At 71.0% G+C, this 16,922-nt stretch carries 12 protein-coding genes; 7 read left to right on the top strand and 5 right to left on the bottom strand.

Annotated elements, in window-relative coordinates:
* Positions 1–93: 93 nt before the first annotated feature.
* Entirely contained in the window at positions 94–2,211 is a 2,118-nt protein-coding gene (locus OU415_RS15145) for a prolyl oligopeptidase family serine peptidase (RefSeq protein WP_270949390.1), read from the bottom strand.
* Between the two features lie 222 nt (positions 2,212–2,433).
* Here OU415_RS15145 and OU415_RS15140 point away from each other — a divergent pair, with 222 nt between their 5' ends.
* From OU415_RS15140 to OU415_RS15125, 4 genes are all read left to right on the top strand, one after another.
* On the top strand, positions 2,434–3,078 hold the full coding sequence (locus OU415_RS15140) for an HNH endonuclease (RefSeq protein WP_270949389.1): 645 nt from the start codon (positions 2,434–2,436) through the stop codon (positions 3,076–3,078).
* A 22-nt stretch (positions 3,079–3,100) separates the two neighbouring features.
* Complete coding sequence (locus OU415_RS15135) at positions 3,101–3,664, top strand: hypothetical protein (RefSeq protein WP_270949388.1); 564 nt, start codon at positions 3,101–3,103, stop codon at positions 3,662–3,664.
* Between the two features lie 355 nt (positions 3,665–4,019).
* On the top strand, positions 4,020–4,280 hold the full coding sequence (gene ctaJ, locus OU415_RS15130; RefSeq protein ID WP_270949387.1) for an aa3-type cytochrome oxidase subunit CtaJ: 261 nt from the start codon (positions 4,020–4,022) through the stop codon (positions 4,278–4,280).
* Complete coding sequence (locus tag OU415_RS15125) at positions 4,267–4,767, top strand: DUF5130 family protein (RefSeq protein WP_270949386.1); 501 nt, start codon at positions 4,267–4,269, stop codon at positions 4,765–4,767. The genes ctaJ and OU415_RS15125 overlap by 14 nt, the downstream gene beginning before the upstream one ends.
* Before the next feature lie 78 nt (positions 4,768–4,845).
* Here OU415_RS15125 and OU415_RS15120 read toward each other — a convergent pair whose 3' ends face one another.
* A complete protein-coding gene (locus OU415_RS15120; RefSeq protein ID WP_270949385.1) occupies positions 4,846–5,643 on the bottom strand; it encodes a DNA-binding transcriptional response regulator in 798 nt (265 codons plus the stop codon).
* A 227-nt stretch (positions 5,644–5,870) separates the two neighbouring features.
* The gene (pepN, locus tag OU415_RS15115; protein WP_270949384.1) at positions 5,871–8,447 is read right to left on the bottom strand and encodes an aminopeptidase N; all 2,577 of its coding nucleotides are present in this window, start codon (positions 8,445–8,447) and stop codon (positions 5,871–5,873) included.
* 218 nt (positions 8,448–8,665) lie between these two features.
* Between pepN and OU415_RS15110 the strand changes: the two genes are divergently transcribed.
* The 3 genes from OU415_RS15110 to OU415_RS15100 all read left to right on the top strand — a co-directional run bounded on the left by OU415_RS15110 (position 8,666) and on the right by OU415_RS15100 (position 11,560).
* Entirely contained in the window at positions 8,666–9,280 is a 615-nt protein-coding gene (locus OU415_RS15110; RefSeq protein ID WP_270949383.1) for a mycothiol-dependent nitroreductase Rv2466c family protein, read from the top strand.
* 145 nt (positions 9,281–9,425) lie between these two features.
* Positions 9,426–10,844 (top strand): aldehyde dehydrogenase family protein, encoded by a 1,419-nt coding sequence (locus OU415_RS15105; protein WP_270949382.1) that lies wholly within the window; start codon positions 9,426–9,428, stop codon positions 10,842–10,844.
* 62 nt (positions 10,845–10,906) lie between these two features.
* Complete coding sequence (locus tag OU415_RS15100) at positions 10,907–11,560, top strand: endonuclease V (protein ID WP_270949381.1); 654 nt, start codon at positions 10,907–10,909, stop codon at positions 11,558–11,560.
* Positions 11,561–11,722: 162 nt separating this feature from the next.
* Here OU415_RS15100 and OU415_RS15095 read toward each other — a convergent pair whose 3' ends face one another.
* Both OU415_RS15095 and OU415_RS15090 read right to left on the bottom strand, forming a co-directional pair.
* Complete coding sequence (locus OU415_RS15095; RefSeq protein WP_270949380.1) at positions 11,723–12,070, bottom strand: toxin-antitoxin system YwqK family antitoxin; 348 nt, start codon at positions 12,068–12,070, stop codon at positions 11,723–11,725.
* Entirely contained in the window at positions 12,067–16,908 is a 4,842-nt protein-coding gene (locus tag OU415_RS15090; protein WP_270949379.1) for a WXG100 family type VII secretion target, read from the bottom strand. The genes OU415_RS15095 and OU415_RS15090 overlap by 4 nt, the downstream gene beginning before the upstream one ends.
* Positions 16,909–16,922 lie beyond the last annotated feature (14 nt).

The raw sequence follows: 16,922 nt of genomic DNA, 5'->3' as shown, positions 1-16,922 counted from the left end.
GCGTGAGGACGCGCCGGACCAACCTCGAGCTTCGTGCGCGCCCCGCCGCGCACGAGACTCGACCAGCCGTGGCACCCGGACCGAGTTCGGGGCTCAGTCCAAGGGCAGCCCGGTGGCCTCCGCGAGGAAGGCGAGCTGGTCGGCAGCGAGCCCCACAGTACGTGAAACCGAGCGCGCAGCATGGCCCACCTCGGTCTCGCGGCGCAGCAGAATCGGACGTTTCGCCGGGTCAGACGCTGTGGCGTGCTGCAATGCCGCGCACATCTTGCGAGCGTGATTCGGGTCAACCCGGGTGTCGGACTCGAAGACGGTGAACAGGACCGACGGGAAATCGGTCTGCTCGACCACGTTGTGGTACGGCGAGTAGGACAGCAGCCAACCCAGCTCCTCCGGGTCGTCGGCGGTGCCGTACTCGTCGTTCCAGGTGCGGCCCAGCAGGAACTGCTCGTAGCGCACCATGTCCAGCAGCGGCGCCGAGCACACCACGGCCCGGTAGAGGTCCGGGCGCTGGGTGAGCGCCGCGCCGACCAGCAGACCGCCGTTGGAGCCGCCGGAGATCGCGAGCTGGTCCGAAGTCGTCCAGCCCTGGTCGATCAGGTGCTGCGCGGCGGCGTGGAAGTCGTCGAAGGTGTGCTGCTTCTGCTCGCGCATGCCGGCTTCGTGCCACTGCTCGCCCTCTTCGCCACCGCCGCGCAGCGACGGCAGCGCCCACACGCCACCGGCGGCCACCCAGGCCAGCGCGGACGGCGTGTACCCGGGCTCGCGGGACAGCGAGAACCCGCCGTAACCGGTCATGAACACCGGTCGCGGGCGGTCCGGCTCGGCCGCCGGGCTGAGCAGGAACATCCGCACCGGGGTGCCGTCCAGCGACCGGTAGGTGACCTGCTGGGTGTGCACCTCGGGCAGCTCGACGGCGCCCGGCGCGCGCTGCTCCAGCGCGACCTGGCCGGTGCTGTGCGCGTAGGCGTGCACGCACGGTGGGGTGGCGAAGTCGGTCCAGCCGATCCACAGCTTGTCGCGGTCGTGGTCGGTGTCCTCGTCGACCGCGGTCAGCGCGGTGACCTGACCGGTGCCGGGCAGCGGCACCTCGCCGGTCCGGCGCCCGGTGGCCGGGTCGTGCAGCGTCACCTCCGACACCGCGTGCCGGGTGCGGAGCACGACCAGCTGCGGGTCGCCGTCACCGGTGTCGAACCAGCGCACCGCCTCCAGCACCGAGTCGGGCTGCTCGCCGATCAGCTCGGTCCAGTGCTCCGGTTCCGGCTGCTGGGGATCCGCCACGCACAGCCGCCAGCGCGGCGCGTCCAGCGTCGTCATCACGTACAGCCGGCCGTCGCGCTCCACCCAGGCGCCGACCCGGTAGCCGTCGGTGGTGTCCACGACCTGCCGCAGCGCGGGCACCTCGCCGCCCGCGGTCAGGTCGGCGATCCACACCGAGTCCCGCCGGGCGGTGCCGGGGCTGCCCTCGATCACCAGCCAGCGGCCGTCCCGGGACACCCGGGTGCCGTAGTAGAAGGTGGGGTCCTGGCCCTCGCCGTGCACCAGCACGTCGTCCTGGTCCGGGTCGGTGCCCACGCGGTGCCGCCACACCCGCCGGTGGAACTGCTCCTCGCCCTCGGGCACCAGCTCCGGGGCGAGCCGCCGGACGTAGAAGTACTCCTCGCCGCCGGGCAGCCAGGAGATCGTCGAGTAGCGGCAGCGGTCGATCGGTCCCTCGACCAGCTCACCGGTGGCCACGTCCAGCACGTGCAGCAGCGACTCCTCGTCACCGCCGACCGAGATCTGGTACGCCAGCCGGTCGCCCTCCAGGCTCGGCGACCAGCTGTCCAGCGTGGTCAGCCCGGACGGGTCCAGCGCGGAAACGTCCAGCAGCACCCGCTCGCTGCCGTCGCGGTCGCGCACGTAGAGGACCGGGAACTCCTGGTCGGGCTCGCGGCGGGTGAAGAACGCCCGCCCGGCGCGCCACGCGGGTGCCGACACCGAACCCGACGCCAGCAGCGAGCGCATCCGCTCGGCGACCGCTTCCCGTCCCGGGAGCGCGTCCAGCCAGGTGCGGGCGAGCTGGTCCTGCGTCGCCGACCACGCCTCGGTGCGCGGATCGGCCGGGTCCTCCAGCCACCGGTAGGGATCGGCCACCTGGTGGCCGTGCAGGTCTTCGACGATGTCGTCGCGGTCGGCGGCGGGGTAGCGCAGCTGGGCTTGAGCGTCGGTCACGTCCGCGACGATACGTGGCGGACGGGTGCCGGAGTTGATCACGACATGCCGGTTTCACCGGAAACGAGCAGCGGCAACGGCGAGCATCGTTGCCGGACAGGGCCTTGATCCAGAATGATTGGAGGTGGTTGCACCGCCGCACCGGCGCGGCGTGGCGAATCACACGTGCGTTCGGACGGGGTTCTGTGCTGAACTTTGCCCGACACCGGTGGAGGTGGTCGCGTGCCCGACCGACAACCGACCCGACAACCGGCGCTGAAGGCCACGAGCCTCGCGTCGCGGGCCCCGCTGTGCCCGCCGAACCGCGGCTCCACGCCGCAGGCGGACCGGCCACCCGGTCATGCGCCGTCCTGGCGCAAGCGGCGGGTCCTGCTGCTCAACACCACGTTCGAACCGCTGACAGCGCTCCCGCTGCGTCGCGCGATCGTGCTGCTCGTCTGCGGCAAGGCCGAAGTGGTGCACGGCGACTCGGCCGGCATGGTGCTGCACTCGGCAACCGCCGCCGTCGAAGTCCCGTCCGTGATCCGGTTGAGCAACTTCGTGCGGGTCCCGTACCGCGGCCGGGTCCCGCTGACCCGAACAGCGTTGATGCTGCGGGACAACTACCGGTGCGTGTACTGCGGATCTCGCGCCGAAACCATAGATCACGTCGTGCCGCGCAGCCGAGGCGGCCCCCACACGTGGGAGAACTGCGTCGCCTGCTGCACCAAGTGCAACCACCGGAAGGCGGACAAGACGCTGAGCGAGTTGGGCTGGCGGCTGCCGGTGGCGCCGTGCGCGCCGCGGGGCCGGCACTGGCGGCTGCTCGCGGGCCTGTCCGAGACGGACCCCCTCTGGTTGCCGTACCTGGGGGAATCGGCGGCCTGATGCCGACGTCGGCGGCCGGGTCGTGACGCGGTCCGAACTGCGCCACGCCCGGTCAGCTGATCCGAACACCGCGCTGCCCGCTGATCCGCACACCCCGGCTGATCCGGACACCGCTGGAGATCCGAACCCCGCCCCGGCCGCTGATGCGCACGCCCTGCTGGCCGCTGATCCGGACGCCGCTCCGGCCGCTGATGCGAACCCCGTGCTGTCCGCTGATCCGGACACCCCGTTCATTGCTGATGCGCACGCCGTGTCGGCCGCTGATCCGCACACCTTCGCGGCCGCTGATGCGGACACCGTGCTCCCCGCTGATGCGAACTCCGCGCTGGCAGCTGATCCGCACGCCCTGTTCGCCGCTGATGCGAACGCCGTCCCGTCCGCTGATGCGGACGCCGCTCCGGCCGCTGATCCGGACGCCTTGCTGGCCGCTGATGCGGACTCCGCGGGTCTGGCCGCTGATGCGGACGCCGTGTTCGCGGCGTGGTTGACGAACGCTCGGAAGAGTGACGATGCTGCTCTGAGTGGCGGTTTCGAAGATCGACATTGTGTGCCTCCCGCATTCAAATCATGTTTTGAGCGCATGTGATCAAATATGCAAGACCCATACAGGTGAAAAACTAGGTTCAGAGATCGTCAGGAACAAGCCGCCAAGTCGCCGCGCATTGCAACCGTCTGGTGCGACTCCATTCGGTGGCAGGCGTTGGGCCGAACGAGTTACGAGATGTGATCTGCATCACGGATGATGCGTAACCGAACGTAGTTTTTCGGGTCGGCGGTCGGCCTCGACCAGCGGAAACCCGAACCGGGGACGTGCGGAACCCCGGCGTCGCGGCGGCGGGCCCGCGGGAATGCGGGCGGGCGCGGCGGTGATCTTCCACGCCGATCATGCACCGTTCGAGGTCGTAGCGCATGAAGTGGTGGTCATCGGCTACCGTACTGGCGTGACTGTCGTGGAGACTGTGCTCGCTCTGGCGGTGATCCCAGCGGCCATCTACGGCCTGATCGTGCTCATCGCGATGTGGCCGAAGCTCACCCGCCCGCGTTATCGCGCGGGCCAGAAGTGGGACTTCGCTCCGGTGCTGTGGGTGGCCAACCCGGCGGGTGTGAACAACGCCGTTCCGGTGACGGACGTGGAATCCGGGGTCGCGCCGGAAGGCGAGCGGCCCAGCACTGCTCGGGGAGGTGCACGTGGCAACTGGTGAGATCGCGGGGCAGACCGCGGACACGCGGGAGCTCGGCGAAGGCGAGGCGCTGATGGCCACCGGTCGGCTGTCCATCGCTCGCCGCGTGGAGCCCGAGCGCCCGGCGCTGCCGTTCAGCCCGAACCAGCTCTCGCGGCTCGACGAGGCGCTGACCCTGTCCAGCCGCAGCACCGGCCTGGAGTTCGGGATCTACCTCGGCGACCTCGGCGAGGACACCCGCAAGCAGGCCGAGGAGCTGCACGCCAACCTCGGTTCGAGCGCGTCCGAGGGCGTGCTGATCGCCGTTTCGCCGGGGCAGAAGAAGTTCGAGATCGTCACCGGCGAAGAGGCGTACCGGCGGATCCCGGACCGCAGCTGCCAGCTGGCCGCGATGAGCATGGTGGCCTCCTTCAAGGAGGGCGAGCTGATCGACGGGCTGATCAGCGCGCTCCGCATGCTCTCGGACGCCGCGGGCAACTCCTACCAGGAGTCCCGAGCGCACCACTGACCTGTCCGCAGCTCTGCGGCCAACGGCCCGTTCGCCCCGGAAGACGAGGTGAACGGGCCGTTCGCTGCTGGTGGGCGTTCAGAGCAGGCCGAAGCTCTGGAAGTTCTGGAACATCTCGTAGGTCGACGAGGTGGTGCCGACCGCTCCGGAGCGGCGGGCTTGTTCGCCGTACTGCTGCTGGAGCTGCTGGCTGCTGAACACGATCACCGGGGTGTCCACGCCGAGGTCGCGGAGTTCCCGCAGCAGGGCGAGCCCGGCGTCGGGGCGCCACCTGCCGTTCTCCTTGCGCCCCATGTCCTCCACGATCAGCCGGTAGGGGCGCTGGGAGAGCTCGGCGAGCGCCGCGTCGGTGGTCGTCACCATCGTGACCCGCACCCCGTTGTCGCGGAGCTGCTCGGCCAGGATCGCGTGCGCCTGCGGTTTCTCGGCGACCCACAGCACGGCGAACGGTTCCGGGCCCACCGGTTCGTTGACCGGCGGCATCTCGACGTGGCTCTCGCCGTGGCCGTCGCCGTTGCCGGCGGGTTCGCCGTTGGTGGGCAGGTCGTCGTGCCCGGTGACGGGGAGGTCCAGCCCGTCGGGCAGCGCGGGGATCGGCGTGGGTGGCTTCGCTGGTTCCTGGGTGATCAGGCCGCGCTCGCGTTCGGCCAGCTCCCGGCTGAGGATGCTGAGCTGCCGCTGCAGGTCCTGGATCATCTCGTTCTGCTGGTCGTTGACCTGGTGCATGGTGAGCTTCTGGCCGCCGATCTCGAACTCCAGCTCGCGCTTCTCGGCGGTGCGCAGCACGCGCCCGATGGCGCGCCGGAACACGATGATCGCCGCCAGGGCCATCAGCGGCCACATCAGATCGGCGACCGCAGAGATCAGCTCGGGCATCGCCGTTCCCACCCCTCACACCGCGAATCACCGGCACCTGACTCAGTGCACCTGGTTGATTACGATGCGTGTTCGGGCTGGGACTTGCAATGAACCCTCGCCCGGCCGGGTGGTCGTCGCCGCAAATTCAATGGAAATCGCACGTCCGATTTCCATTGAATTTGCGGCGAGAACGACCGAAGGGCACCTCCGGAGGTTGCCGGAGGTGCCCTTCGCGGATCACCGGGTCAGGAGCGGTCGAACTCCCGGGCCGCCAGCGCCCGGACGATGCCCGCGCGGCCTTCCGAGACCAGGCGGCGCAGTGCCGGGGCGTGCTCCTCGGCCAGCCAGGCGTCCGCCTCCGCGACGGTTCCCTCCGTCACCGCCCACGACGGGAACAGCCCGATCACCGTCGGCTGCGCGCGCTCGCTGGAGCGGCGCTGCCAGACCTCGTCGATCTGCTCGAAGTAGCGCTGCGCGTAGGGCGCCAGCAGCTCCCGCTGGGACGGGTGCTGGAAGCCCGCGATGATCGCATCGCTGACCGCGTTCGGCAGCTGGTCGTCGTGGACCGCGCGCTGCCACGCCTTCTCCTTGGACTCCGCCGTCGGGATCAGCGCCCGGGCCCGCTCCGCGCGGCGCCGACCGGTGGCGGTCTGGTCCTTCTCCAGCTCAGCGTCGATCTCCGCCTCGCCGGCCGCGCCGTGCGCGACCAGCGCCTGCAGCAGCGCCCAGCGCAGGTCGGTGTCGACGGTCAGACCGGCCAGCGGCGCCGACCCGTCCAGCCAGCCGCGCAGCTCGGCGACCTGCTCCTCGGACAGCACCGAACCGGCCAGCGAGTTGACGAACGCCAGCTGGTGGTCCGAACCGGGCTCGGCGGCGCGGGCCAGCTCGAACAGCCGCGAGCTGAACCGGCGCCAGCCCTCCTCCTGCCACGACGGGTCCACATAGGACGCCAACGCGGTCTGGGTCTGCAGCAGAACCCGCTGCACCACGCCGATCTGGCTCTCCGCGCCGATGCCGCCCGCCGCGGAGGCGCCGAGCACCAGGGTCACGAAGTCGCGGGCCTTCAGCTCGGCCTCGCGGGTCATCTCCCACGCGGTCGACCAGCACAGCGCGCGCGGCAGCGACTCGTCGATGTCGCCGATCCGGTCGATCAGCGAGGCCAGCGACTCGGGGTCGAAGCGCAGCGAGCAGTAGGTGAGGTCGTCGTCGTTGACCAGCACCAGCTTGCCGCGGTGCACGCCGACCAGGTCCGGCACCTCGGTGACCTCACCGGTCACGTCGAGCTCGACGCGGTGCTTGCGCACCAGCTTGCCGCCCTCGTCGTCGTAGATGCCGATGGCCAGCCGGTGCGTGCGCAGCTCCCCGGCGCCGGGCCGGGCGCCGCTCTGCACCACCGAGAACGAGGTGAACCGGCCCTCGTCGTCGGTGCTGAACCGCGGCCGCAGCATGTTCAGACCGGTCGTCTCCAGCCACTGCGCGCTCCACCAGGACAGGTCGCGGCCGGAAGCCTCCTCCAACGCCTTCAGCAGGTCGTCGAGGGTCGCGTTGCCCCAGGCGTGCCGGTCGAAGTAGACCCGCAGCCCGGCCAGGAAGTTCTCCAGCCCGACGTAGGCGACCAGCTGCTTGAGCACCGAGGCGCCCTTGGCGTAGGTGATGCCGTCGAAGTTGACCTCCACGGCCTGCAGGTCCGGGATGTCGGCGGCCACCGGGTGGGTGGAGGGCAGCTGGTCCTGCCGGTACGCCCAGGACTTCTCGACGCTGGCGAACGTGGTCCACGCGCTGTCGTACTCGGTGGCGCCGACCTGCGCGAGCACGCTGGCCCACGTCGCGAACGACTCGTTGAGCCACAGGTCGTTCCACCAGCGCATGGTCACCAGGTCGCCGAACCACATGTGCGCCATCTCGTGCAGCACCGTCTCGCAGCGCCGCTCGTAGAGGTAGCCGGTGACCTTCGACCGGAAGACGTAGTCCTCCAGGAACGTCACGCAGCCGGCGTTCTCCATCGCGCCCGCGTTGAACTCCGGCACGAAGCACTGGTCGTACTTGCCGAACGGGTACGCGACCCCGAAGGCCTTGTGGTAGAAGCCGAAACCCTGCTTGGTCTCGGTGAACAGCCGCTCCGCGTCGAGGTGCTCGGCCAGCGAGGCGCGGCAGTAGATGCCCAGCGGGATCTCGGCCTGGCCGTCCTCGCCCGGGAAGACGTCGCGCCACTCGGCGTAGGGGCCGGCCACCAGCGCGACCAGGTAGGTCGACATCTTCTCGGTGGTGGCGAAGGTGTGCCGCTTGACGCCGTCGGCCGCCTCGCCGACCTCGGCGGTGGCGTTGGAGATGACCTTCCAGGACTCCGGGGCGTCCACCGTGATCTGGTAGGTGGCCTTCAGGTCCGGCTGGTCGAAGCAGGTGAACATCCGCTTGGCGTCGGCGGTTTCGAACTGGCTGTAGAGGTAGACGCCGCCGTCGACCGGGTCGATGAAGCGGTGCAGGCCCTCTCCGGTGTTGGTGTAGGCGCAGTCGGCGCGCACCACGAGCTCGTTGTCGGCGGCCAGGTTCGGCAGCCGGATGCCGGTGGACTCGTCGTAGTCGGAGACGTCGAGCTCGACGCCGTTGAGCACGGCGCTGCGCACCCGGTCGGCGACCAGGTCGATCCAGCTGTCGACCCCCGCCTGCGCGCTGCGGAACCGCACCGTTGTGGTGGACCCGAACGTCTCCACGTCCGGCCCACCCGCGCCCGCGGACAGGTCCAGTTCGATGTCGTATGACTGGACCTCCAGCAACGCCGCGCGCTGCTCGGCCTGTTCGCGGGTGAGGTTCGGCGGGGCCACGGATCACCTCTTGCTCGTCGGGACTGGGTTGATCCAGGTTCGCCGGGCGACGACCTGGCGCAGGAAATCAAATCACGTCCGCACGCGGGCGCGCGCCCTGGTGGGTGCCGCGCGGGCGCTCGGCGTGTCGGGAAGATAATCGCCCTCACCGGGGTTCATACCCAAGCCGGGGCGCGTCCGAACGTGCCCTCGAACGAACCACCCGATATGGAGGCAGGATGTCTTCCGCTGCTCGTCCCCGCGTCGACTTCTACTTCGACCCCGCGTGCCCGTTCGCCTGGGTTTCCTCGCGCTGGATCCTGGAGGTCGAGAAGGTCCGCGACATCGACCTGCACTTCCGGGTGATGAGCCTGTCCGTGCTCAACGAGGGCCGCGACCTGCCCGAGGAGTACCGGGAACTCCTGGACAAGGCGTGGGGCCCGGTGCGGGTCGCGATCGCCGCCGCCAAGCACCACGGCGACGAGGTGCTCTCGCCGCTCTACACGGCGATGGGCACCCGGCTGCACGACCGCGGCGAGACGGACTTCCCGCAGGTCATCCGCGACTCGCTGGCCGAGGTGGGACTGCCAGCATCGCTGGCGGAGGCGGCGACCAGCACCGAGTACGACGAGGAGCTGAAGGCCAGCCACCACGCGGGCATGGACCCGGTCGGCGACGAGGTCGGCACCCCGACCATCCACGTCGACGGGGTGGCCTTCTTCGGTCCGGTGATCACCCGCATTCCGCGAGGTGAGGACGCCGCGAAGCTGTTCGACGGCGCGGTGGCGATGGCCAGCTTCCCGTACTTCTTCGAGCTGAAGCGCACCCGCACCGAATCGCCCCGGTTCGACTGATCCGGGGGCCGGAAATCGGCCGATCGGGTTTTTCCCGGTCTTGCCAGAACTTCCGGTTCCGGCTGGTTCGATTCACCGGTGCGGGACTCCCCGCGACGTGACAGGCTCGGTGCGACGTCTGCTGTGTCGGATCAGGGGAGGGTTCATGGCTGCGCCGAACACCGGCCACGTCATCGGCGGTGCGCGCGTCGAGGGCGGCGGGGAGCGCATCGAGGTGCGCAACCCGGCCACCGAGGAAGTGATCGGTTCGGTGCCTGCGGGCACGCCGTCCGATGTGGACGACGCGGTCGCGGCCGCGCGAGCGGCCTTCGACGGCTGGGCGGACACCCCGCTGCGGGATCGGATCGCCGTGGTGCGGCGGATCTCCGAGGGGATCGCGCAGCGCCGCGACGAGATCGCCGCGACCGTGACCGCCGAGATGGGCTCGCCGATCACGTTCGCCACCAAGGTGCACGCGAGCGTGCCGGTGGCGACCTCGGCCGGGATCGCCGACGTCCTGGAGGGCGGTTTCGCCTGGACCGACGAGGTCGGCAACTCGCTGATCGTGCGGGAACCGATTGGTGTGGTCGCCGCGATCACGCCGTGGAACTACCCGCTGCACCAGATCGTCGCCAAGGTCGTCCCGGCGTTGGCGACGGGCTGCACCGTGGTGCTCAAGCCGAGCGAGATCGCCCCGCTGACCGCGGCGATCTTCGCCGAGATCGTGGTCGCGTCCGGCGCCCCGGACGGCGTGTTCAACCTCGTCCACGGCACCGGCCCGGTGGTCGGGGAGGCGCTGGCCGCGCACCCGGACGTGGACATGGTGTCGTTCACCGGCTCGACCCGCGCCGGGCGGCGGGTGTCGGAGGTGGCCGCGGCGACGATCAAGCGGGTCGCGCTGGAGCTGGGCGGCAAGTCGGCGAGCGTGGTGCTCGAGGACGCGGACCTGACCAAGGCGGTCAAGCTCAGCGTCGCGGGCTGCTTCCCGAACGGCGGCCAGAGCTGCAACGCGCTCAGCCGGCTGCTGGTGCCGGAGTCGCGCCTGGACGAAGCGGTGGAGCTCGCGGTCGCGGCAGCGGCCAAGTACACCGTCGGCGACCCGACCTCCGAGGAGACGCGGGTCGGGCCGATGGTCTCGGAAGCGCAGCGCGACCGGGTGGTCGGCTACATCCGCAAGGGCGTCGAGGAAGGTGCGACGCTCGCCGCCGGTGGTCCGGACCGGCCGGAGGGCGTGGAGAAGGGCTACTACGTGCGGCCGACGGTGTTCACCGGGGTGACGCCGGAGATGACGATCGCGCAGGAGGAGATCTTCGGCCCGGTGCTGTCGATCCTGCCGTACCGCGACGAGGACGAGGCGGTGCGCATCGCCAACGCCACCGACTACGGCCTGGCGGGCGCGGTGTTCGGCTCGGAGGACCGCGCGCTGGCGGTGGCCAAGCGCCTCCGCACCGGCCAGGTCGACGTCAACGGCGGCCGCTTCAACCCGAACGCCCCGTTCGGCGGCTACAAGCAGTCCGGCAACGGCCGCGAGTTCGGCCGCCACGGTCTCGAGGAGTTCCTCGAGACCAAGTCGATCCAGCGCTGAGCGGTCGTGAGTGCGAAAGTCGGTCGGAGCCGGTTTTCGCCCTCACGACTACGATCGACGACGTGATCCGCGACCTGCACGAGTGGCCGAAGACGGAGGCCGAAGCCGTCGCGATCCAGGAGCGGCTCCGCCCGCTGGTCCGCGTCGAAGACCCGCCGCAGGTCCGCACGGCAGCGGGCCTGGACGTGGCGTACCGCGACGAGGACGAGATCGTCGCAGCGGTCACCGTCCTGGACGTGACAACTCTGTCTGTTGTGGACAGTGCAGTTGTGCGGGGGAAGGCGGAGTTCCCTTACGTCCCAGGCTTGTTCGCCTTCCGCGAGGCACCATCGCTGTTGGCCGCGTTGGCGGAGCTGTCGGTGCGACCGGACGTCCTGGTCTGCGACGGCCAAGGTCTGGCCCACCCGCGCCGCTTCGGCCTGGCCTGCCACCTGGGAGTCCTGACCGACCTCCCCGCGATCGGAGTGGGCAAGACGGCCATGGGCCGCTACGAACCACCAGCCGAGCAACGGGGCTCCTGGTCACCCCTCCACCAGGACGACGAAGTCGTCGGCAGAGCCCTCCGCACCCAACCCGGGGTGAAACCGGTCTTCGTCTCGGTGGGCCACCGCTACACCCTCGACGCGGCCTGCGACCTGACCCTCCGCTTGGCACCGAAGTACCGCCTCCCGGAATCCACCCGGACCGCGGACCACCTGGGCCGAATGCAGCCCTGATCCGAGTCCTGCGTTCACGTTCCGCACCTACCGGCCGCACATTGCACTTGTGCGCAGAAAGCTCACCTCGGGAGTCGATGAGCGGACCGCGTCAGCGGGTCCCGGTGCTGGACGTCGCGGTCCGGATCGGCCCATGTCGGGAGTGCACCATCGCGGGGCCGATCACCCCGCGTCTTCCCACGTCACGTTGCCCGCTGCGTCGAAGCCGCGACGACGGAGGATGCGACCACCGTCGCTGAACTCGATTTCGCGCACCACATGCCCGTCCGGATCCCAAGTGCGGTGCACTCCGACCGGCACGCCCTGCCGGAACATGCCCTCGGCACGTCGGCTGCCGTCGTTGTACCACTCCCGGTCCGGGCCGTCCTGAAGGCCGTTCACGTAGCTCGTCGACGAGACCAGTGTTCCGTCCGGCAACTCGTCCACGGCCTCGCCGGTGAACCGCTGTCCCTCGTAGAACACCGGGCCGTAAGGCTCGCCTTCGAGATCGTCCTCGTTCGCGCGGATCACTTTGTCCCCTCTGCCTTCCCGCTCTGTTGCGCCGCCTCTCTTTCGGCACGTTTGGCCTCTTGTTCGGCGAACTTCGAATTGTAGTCAGCGTTGGTTACGGCGGTATGCCGGCGATTGGGGTTCTCCACGTCCGGATCCAGGTTGTTCTTGTCGGTGTGGACGCCGGCGGTGAACCCGCCGGGGCCCATTTGTGCACCGTGCGACAAATCAGCCGCGTCTCGCACGTTCTCGGGCAGCGAGTCCGGCCCGCTGACGATGCGCGCGCAGTTGGCGCAGCACGGTGCGACGTCTTGCGGATCCGGCTTGAACGTGAAGCGCGCGTCGACGGTCATGTCGTTGACCACGCTCTGGAGCTCGTCCGGCTTGATCCGGATGATCTCGACCTCGCGTCCGTTGCGGGTGACGGTCTCGATCTTGTCGGCATCTACCCCGGTTTCGCGCGCCTGCGCGGCAGCGAGCTCTTCGCGTTGCTTGAGGATGCCGTCCAGCGCCTTGACCTCACCATGCCGATGTGGCAAGTCGCGATGTGGGAAGTCGCCGGGCTCGATCTCGTGGAGGGGGCGGCCGGGGTTCTCGGCCATGTTGGAGATGTGCTCGCTCAGCGCGGGGTGCAGCAGGTCGTCCTGGGTGAGCTCGAACCTGCGGCCCTGAGGGTCCAGTCCGGTCGCCGGGCTGCCGTCCGCGGTCGTGGTGCTGGTCGGCACAGTGTTGCCCTGCGCGCCGTTGACGCCTTCGAAGACCAGACCGGTTCGCCGGTCGATCACGACGGCGTTGACCGCGCCGCCTTTGCCGCCGAGTGACTTGAAGCTGTGCGGTGCGCGGTTGTCGCCGACTTCCGCGAACGGGGCCTTCTTCGGATTCTTGACCTTTCGGTTCTCCTCGATGGCCTCCTGCATGCTCCGCTGCCGGTCTTCGATGGCTTGGCGGGTGTACTCGTGGACCGGCTTGTCGTCGATCGTTTCGATCAGCCCGTCGTCACCTCGGGTCACTCGACTTTCGTCGATGTCTTCCAACTGGAGACCGTGCTGCGGATCCTTCGGGATGTACGGCTCGTCATACGGATTCTCGGCCCCGGCTGTTTCCCGCTCGCTGACGTCCCAGCCGGTGGGCTTGTCCCCCCGGGACTCGGCGTCGTCGGGGTGTTGGCCTGGGTCTTCTCCGTTTCGGGCGGGGTGGAAGCCGTCGTTGCTGGCTGGGGTGGAGGTTCCGTCGGGGTGGTGGGTGTCCCAGCCTCCGTTCGGGGGCCAGCCCGGGCGGCCGTCGGGGCCCATGTCGGAGGAGAAGACCCGGCCGTTGCCGTCGGTCCAGGCCAGGCCTCGGGGCGCCGTTACCGGGACGCCGAGTTCTCGGGAGAGGTCTCGGGCCAGGCCGCTGGTTCCCGCGTCGCAGGAGAGGAGGCGGATCGGCTTGCCGTCCCAGTTCGGGTCGCGGCGGAGCATGTCCGCGAACTCCTGCGGGCTGAACGTGCGATCGCCGATGCGGACTCGGCCGTCGGGCAGGGCGTGCGCGTCGACCGTGTGGTGGACGCCGTCGTCGGGCACGCGCTGCGCGAGGTCGCGCATGTTCGGGTTGGTGTGGAACGACGAGCCGCCCGGGGTGGTGTCGCGGTGGGATTCGGCTTCGTCGATCTGCTGCTGGCGTTCCGGCGTGCCCGGCTCGGCGTCGCCGTCGCGGTGCTGATCTGCGTCCGGGTGCTTGTCCGGAGCGTCCGGGCGGTGTTCGGGGCTGTCCGCGCCGTCCTTCGGGTGCGTTGCTTCCGGGCCGTCCGGGTGGGGGCGCTTCGGGTCGTGAGTGCCGCTTGGGGCGTCCGGGCGCGTGCCCGTTGGGCGGGTGTTCTGCGGGTCAGGCGTGCGTTGGTTGCCCGACGACTGGTCCGGTCGGGTTGAGCCGTCCGGTTTCGGAGTCGTTCCGTCCGGACGTGGCGTGGCCGAGTCGGGACGGGGCCCGTCGGGTCGGGGTGCATTGGCGTCCGGTCGCGATCCGTCCGGGCGGGGCGCAGCCGAGTCCGGGCGCGTGCTGTCCGGACGTGTTGGGTCCGGTCGAGTGCTGGGACCGTCCGGGCGCGTTGTGCCGTCGGGCCTCGACGTTCCGTCTGGCCGGGATCCGGGGCCGTCGCGGTGCGGCGTTCCGTCCGGGCGCGATGGAGCCTCGGGGCGTGCCGGGCCGCCGTCAGGACGAGGAGTGGCTCCGTCGGGTCGGGACGGGCCATCGGGACGCGGGGCCGTTCCGTTCGGGCGCGGCGGACCGTCTGGGCGCGGCGATGCGTCATCGGGACGCGGTGCCGCTCCGTCCGGGCGTGGTGCTGCTCCGTCCGGGCGCTGGCCAGCCGGGCCTGGGCGCTGGCCGTCCGGGGCGGGGCGTGGTTGTCCGCCGTCCGGGCGGGCGCCTGGTCCGTTCGGGTTGTGCGCCGGGCCTGCGTCCGGGGTGCGCTGGGGTGGGACTCCTCGGCCTCCGGGGCCCGTGGGCGCGTCGTGCGGACGTGTTGGGGCGTTCTGCGGGGCCGCTCCGCCGCGGGGTGCTGCGGTGGTCGGACGCTCTGGGGTGCGGGAACCGTCGGGGCCGGTGGGGCGCCCGCCGTCCGGGCGGGACGGGCCGTTCGGGCCACCGGGGCGGGAGGTCGGGCGGCCGGAGTCCGGTCGGGCTCCGGTGTCACCGCCGGCCGGGCGTCCTGTCGCGGCCGCTGCGCCGGGCGTGCCGGCGGTGCCGGTCCAGCCGCCTCCTGAGCCGGGGCGGTTGCTTCCGCCGCCCGGTGCGCCACCGGCTGCGCCGCCAGCCATGCCGCCACCGCCCATGGCGCCGCCCATGGCTCCGCCGCCGCTGCTGGCGGAGCTGGACTGGTCGCCGCGCGGCGCGCCGCCGGCCGCTGGCATCGGTCCGGCCATGGTGGGCGCACCGCTCGCCGGAGCATCCACATTGGACGAAGTGGTGCTGGCCGGAGTGCTCGGGGAACGTTCGGCATCCGGGTGCGAACCGGTTCCTCCGCCGCCTCCCTGCGGGATGCCGCCGCCAGCACCGCCGCCACCGCCGCCTGCGCCGCCACCGCCGTGCGGGATGCCGCCGCCACTCTGCGGGGCGCCGCCTCCGGTTCCACCGCCGCCGTGCGGGATGCCGCCGGTTCCACCGCCGCCGCCCTGCGGGGTTCCGCCGTCCGCGCCGCCGTGCGTGGATCCGCCGGCTGGCGTGGCTGAACCTCCGCTGTTGGGCGAGGAGTCGCCCGCTCCGCTGTGGGGGGTTCCGCCGCTCGAGTGGCTGCTGCTCGGGGTGTCGCCGCTGGACGTGTGGCTCACGCCGCCGGCGTCCGGGGACTGGCTGCGGGGCGTTGCGCTACCGTCGCCGGATCCGTGGGAGGTGCTGCCGGAGTCCACATGGGACTGTCCGGAACCTCCTGGTGTGCTGTGGGAATCCGGCGTCGTGTCCGGTCGGGACGAAGAGCCGCCGTGCGAGGAGCTGGAATCGCCTCCGCCGCCCGGGGATCCGTCGCCGTGCGAACCGGAACCACCGGATGACGTGACGGTCGGGCCGCCGTCGGAGCCTGAACCACCGGGGCCGCCGTCGCCGGACACAGCGCTGGAGCGACCGGTCGGGCCGCCGTCCGAGCCGGTGCCGCCCTCGCTGGAATGCGTGCCGGACGTGCTCGTGCTGTTGGGGCCACCGTCGCCGCCGGAACCACCGCTGCCCTCGCCGGAGCTGGTGCCGCCGCCGGACCCGGAGCCACCTTCGCCGCCGCCCGAGCCAGAGCCGCCGCCTTCGCCGCCACCGGACCCGGAGCCACCACCGTCTCCGCCGCCGGAGCCGGACCCGCCGCCTTCGCCGCCGCCGTTTCCGCCGGACCCGCCGCCGCTGGTGTCGGGGACGTCGACGTCGCCGCCCCGGCCGAGGGCTTCGCCGCCCGCGCCCATCCCGGCACCGGTCACGCCGCCGGACAGCGCGCCCTTGCCGACGTCGCCCCAGTCGATCTTGCCCTCGGTGATCAGCTGCTCCGCTGCGCTGCCGACCGCGCCTTCGGCAGCGCCGAGGGCGCCTTCCTTCAGCGCCGTCTTGCCGAGCGCCTTCGCGGCGCTCTCCGCCGCTTCGCCGGCGGCGTCGCCCGCCGCGTCGCCCGCTGCGCGGCCCGCGGTGGTGGCCGCGTTGCCCGCTGCGTCGCCGACGGCGTCGCCTGCCTGCTTGCCGATCGCCTTGCCCGCGCCTTCGAACACGCCGCCAACGGCGCCGCCGATGGCACCGGAGATCGCCGCGTCCTTGAACTTGCCGCCGTCGAAGCCGTCGCGCTCGCCGGAGGCGATCTGCACGCCCTGCACCGCGAACTCGATCGCGACCGAGGTGGCGATCTCGATGGCGACGTTCTTCAGGATGCTCATGACGAGCTGCTTGAAGATCTGCATCACCACGGTGCGGGTGACCGCTTGCGCGGCGGCGACACCGGCGGTCGAGGCGCCGAAGGTGACCGGGGCGGCCGCGATCATCGCCGCGATCTGGATGGCCAGCGCGATCAGCGAGGCGATGATGGTCAGCTTGGTGTGCTCGACGTCCAGGGCCGCGTCGTCGCAGGCCTTGGCGAGCTTCTCGCAGGCTTCCTTCAGCTTCGGCAGCGCCGCTTCGCCGCCGTCGCCGATGTCCTTCCACAGCTTGGCGAACGCGTCGGAGGTCTGCCCCTCCATCGCACCTTTGGCCTGCTCAGCACCGCGATTGGCGGCCGTGTTGACGCCTTCGATGCCGTCCGCGGCGGCGCGCCAGGCGTCGGCCATGCGGCGCATCGCGTCCTCGTCGCCCTCCGGCCAGGACTCGCCGACCACGATCGGCAGCAGCCACTTGACCTCGTCGGGCATTTCGATGCTCACGAAACATCCACTCC

The sequence above is a fragment of the Saccharopolyspora oryzae genome, assembly GCF_027853915.1.
Lineage (GTDB): Bacteria > Actinomycetota > Actinomycetes > Mycobacteriales > Pseudonocardiaceae > Saccharopolyspora > Saccharopolyspora oryzae.
Note: the sequence above shows the minus strand (reverse complement) of the source record. Positions and strands in the feature narration are given on the sequence as shown.

What these genes read in the sequence shown, in the direction of transcription:
- OU415_RS15120 (WP_270949385.1), bottom strand. Translation starts at nt 5,643, where the DNA reads ATGCCCGAGCTGATCTCTGCGGTCGCCGATCTGATGTGGCCGCTGATG.
- OU415_RS15110 (WP_270949383.1), top strand. Translation starts at nt 8,666, where the DNA reads ATGTCTTCCGCTGCTCGTCCCCGCGTCGACTTCTACTTCGACCCCGCG.
- OU415_RS15105 (WP_270949382.1), top strand. Translation starts at nt 9,426, where the DNA reads ATGGCTGCGCCGAACACCGGCCACGTCATCGGCGGTGCGCGCGTCGAG.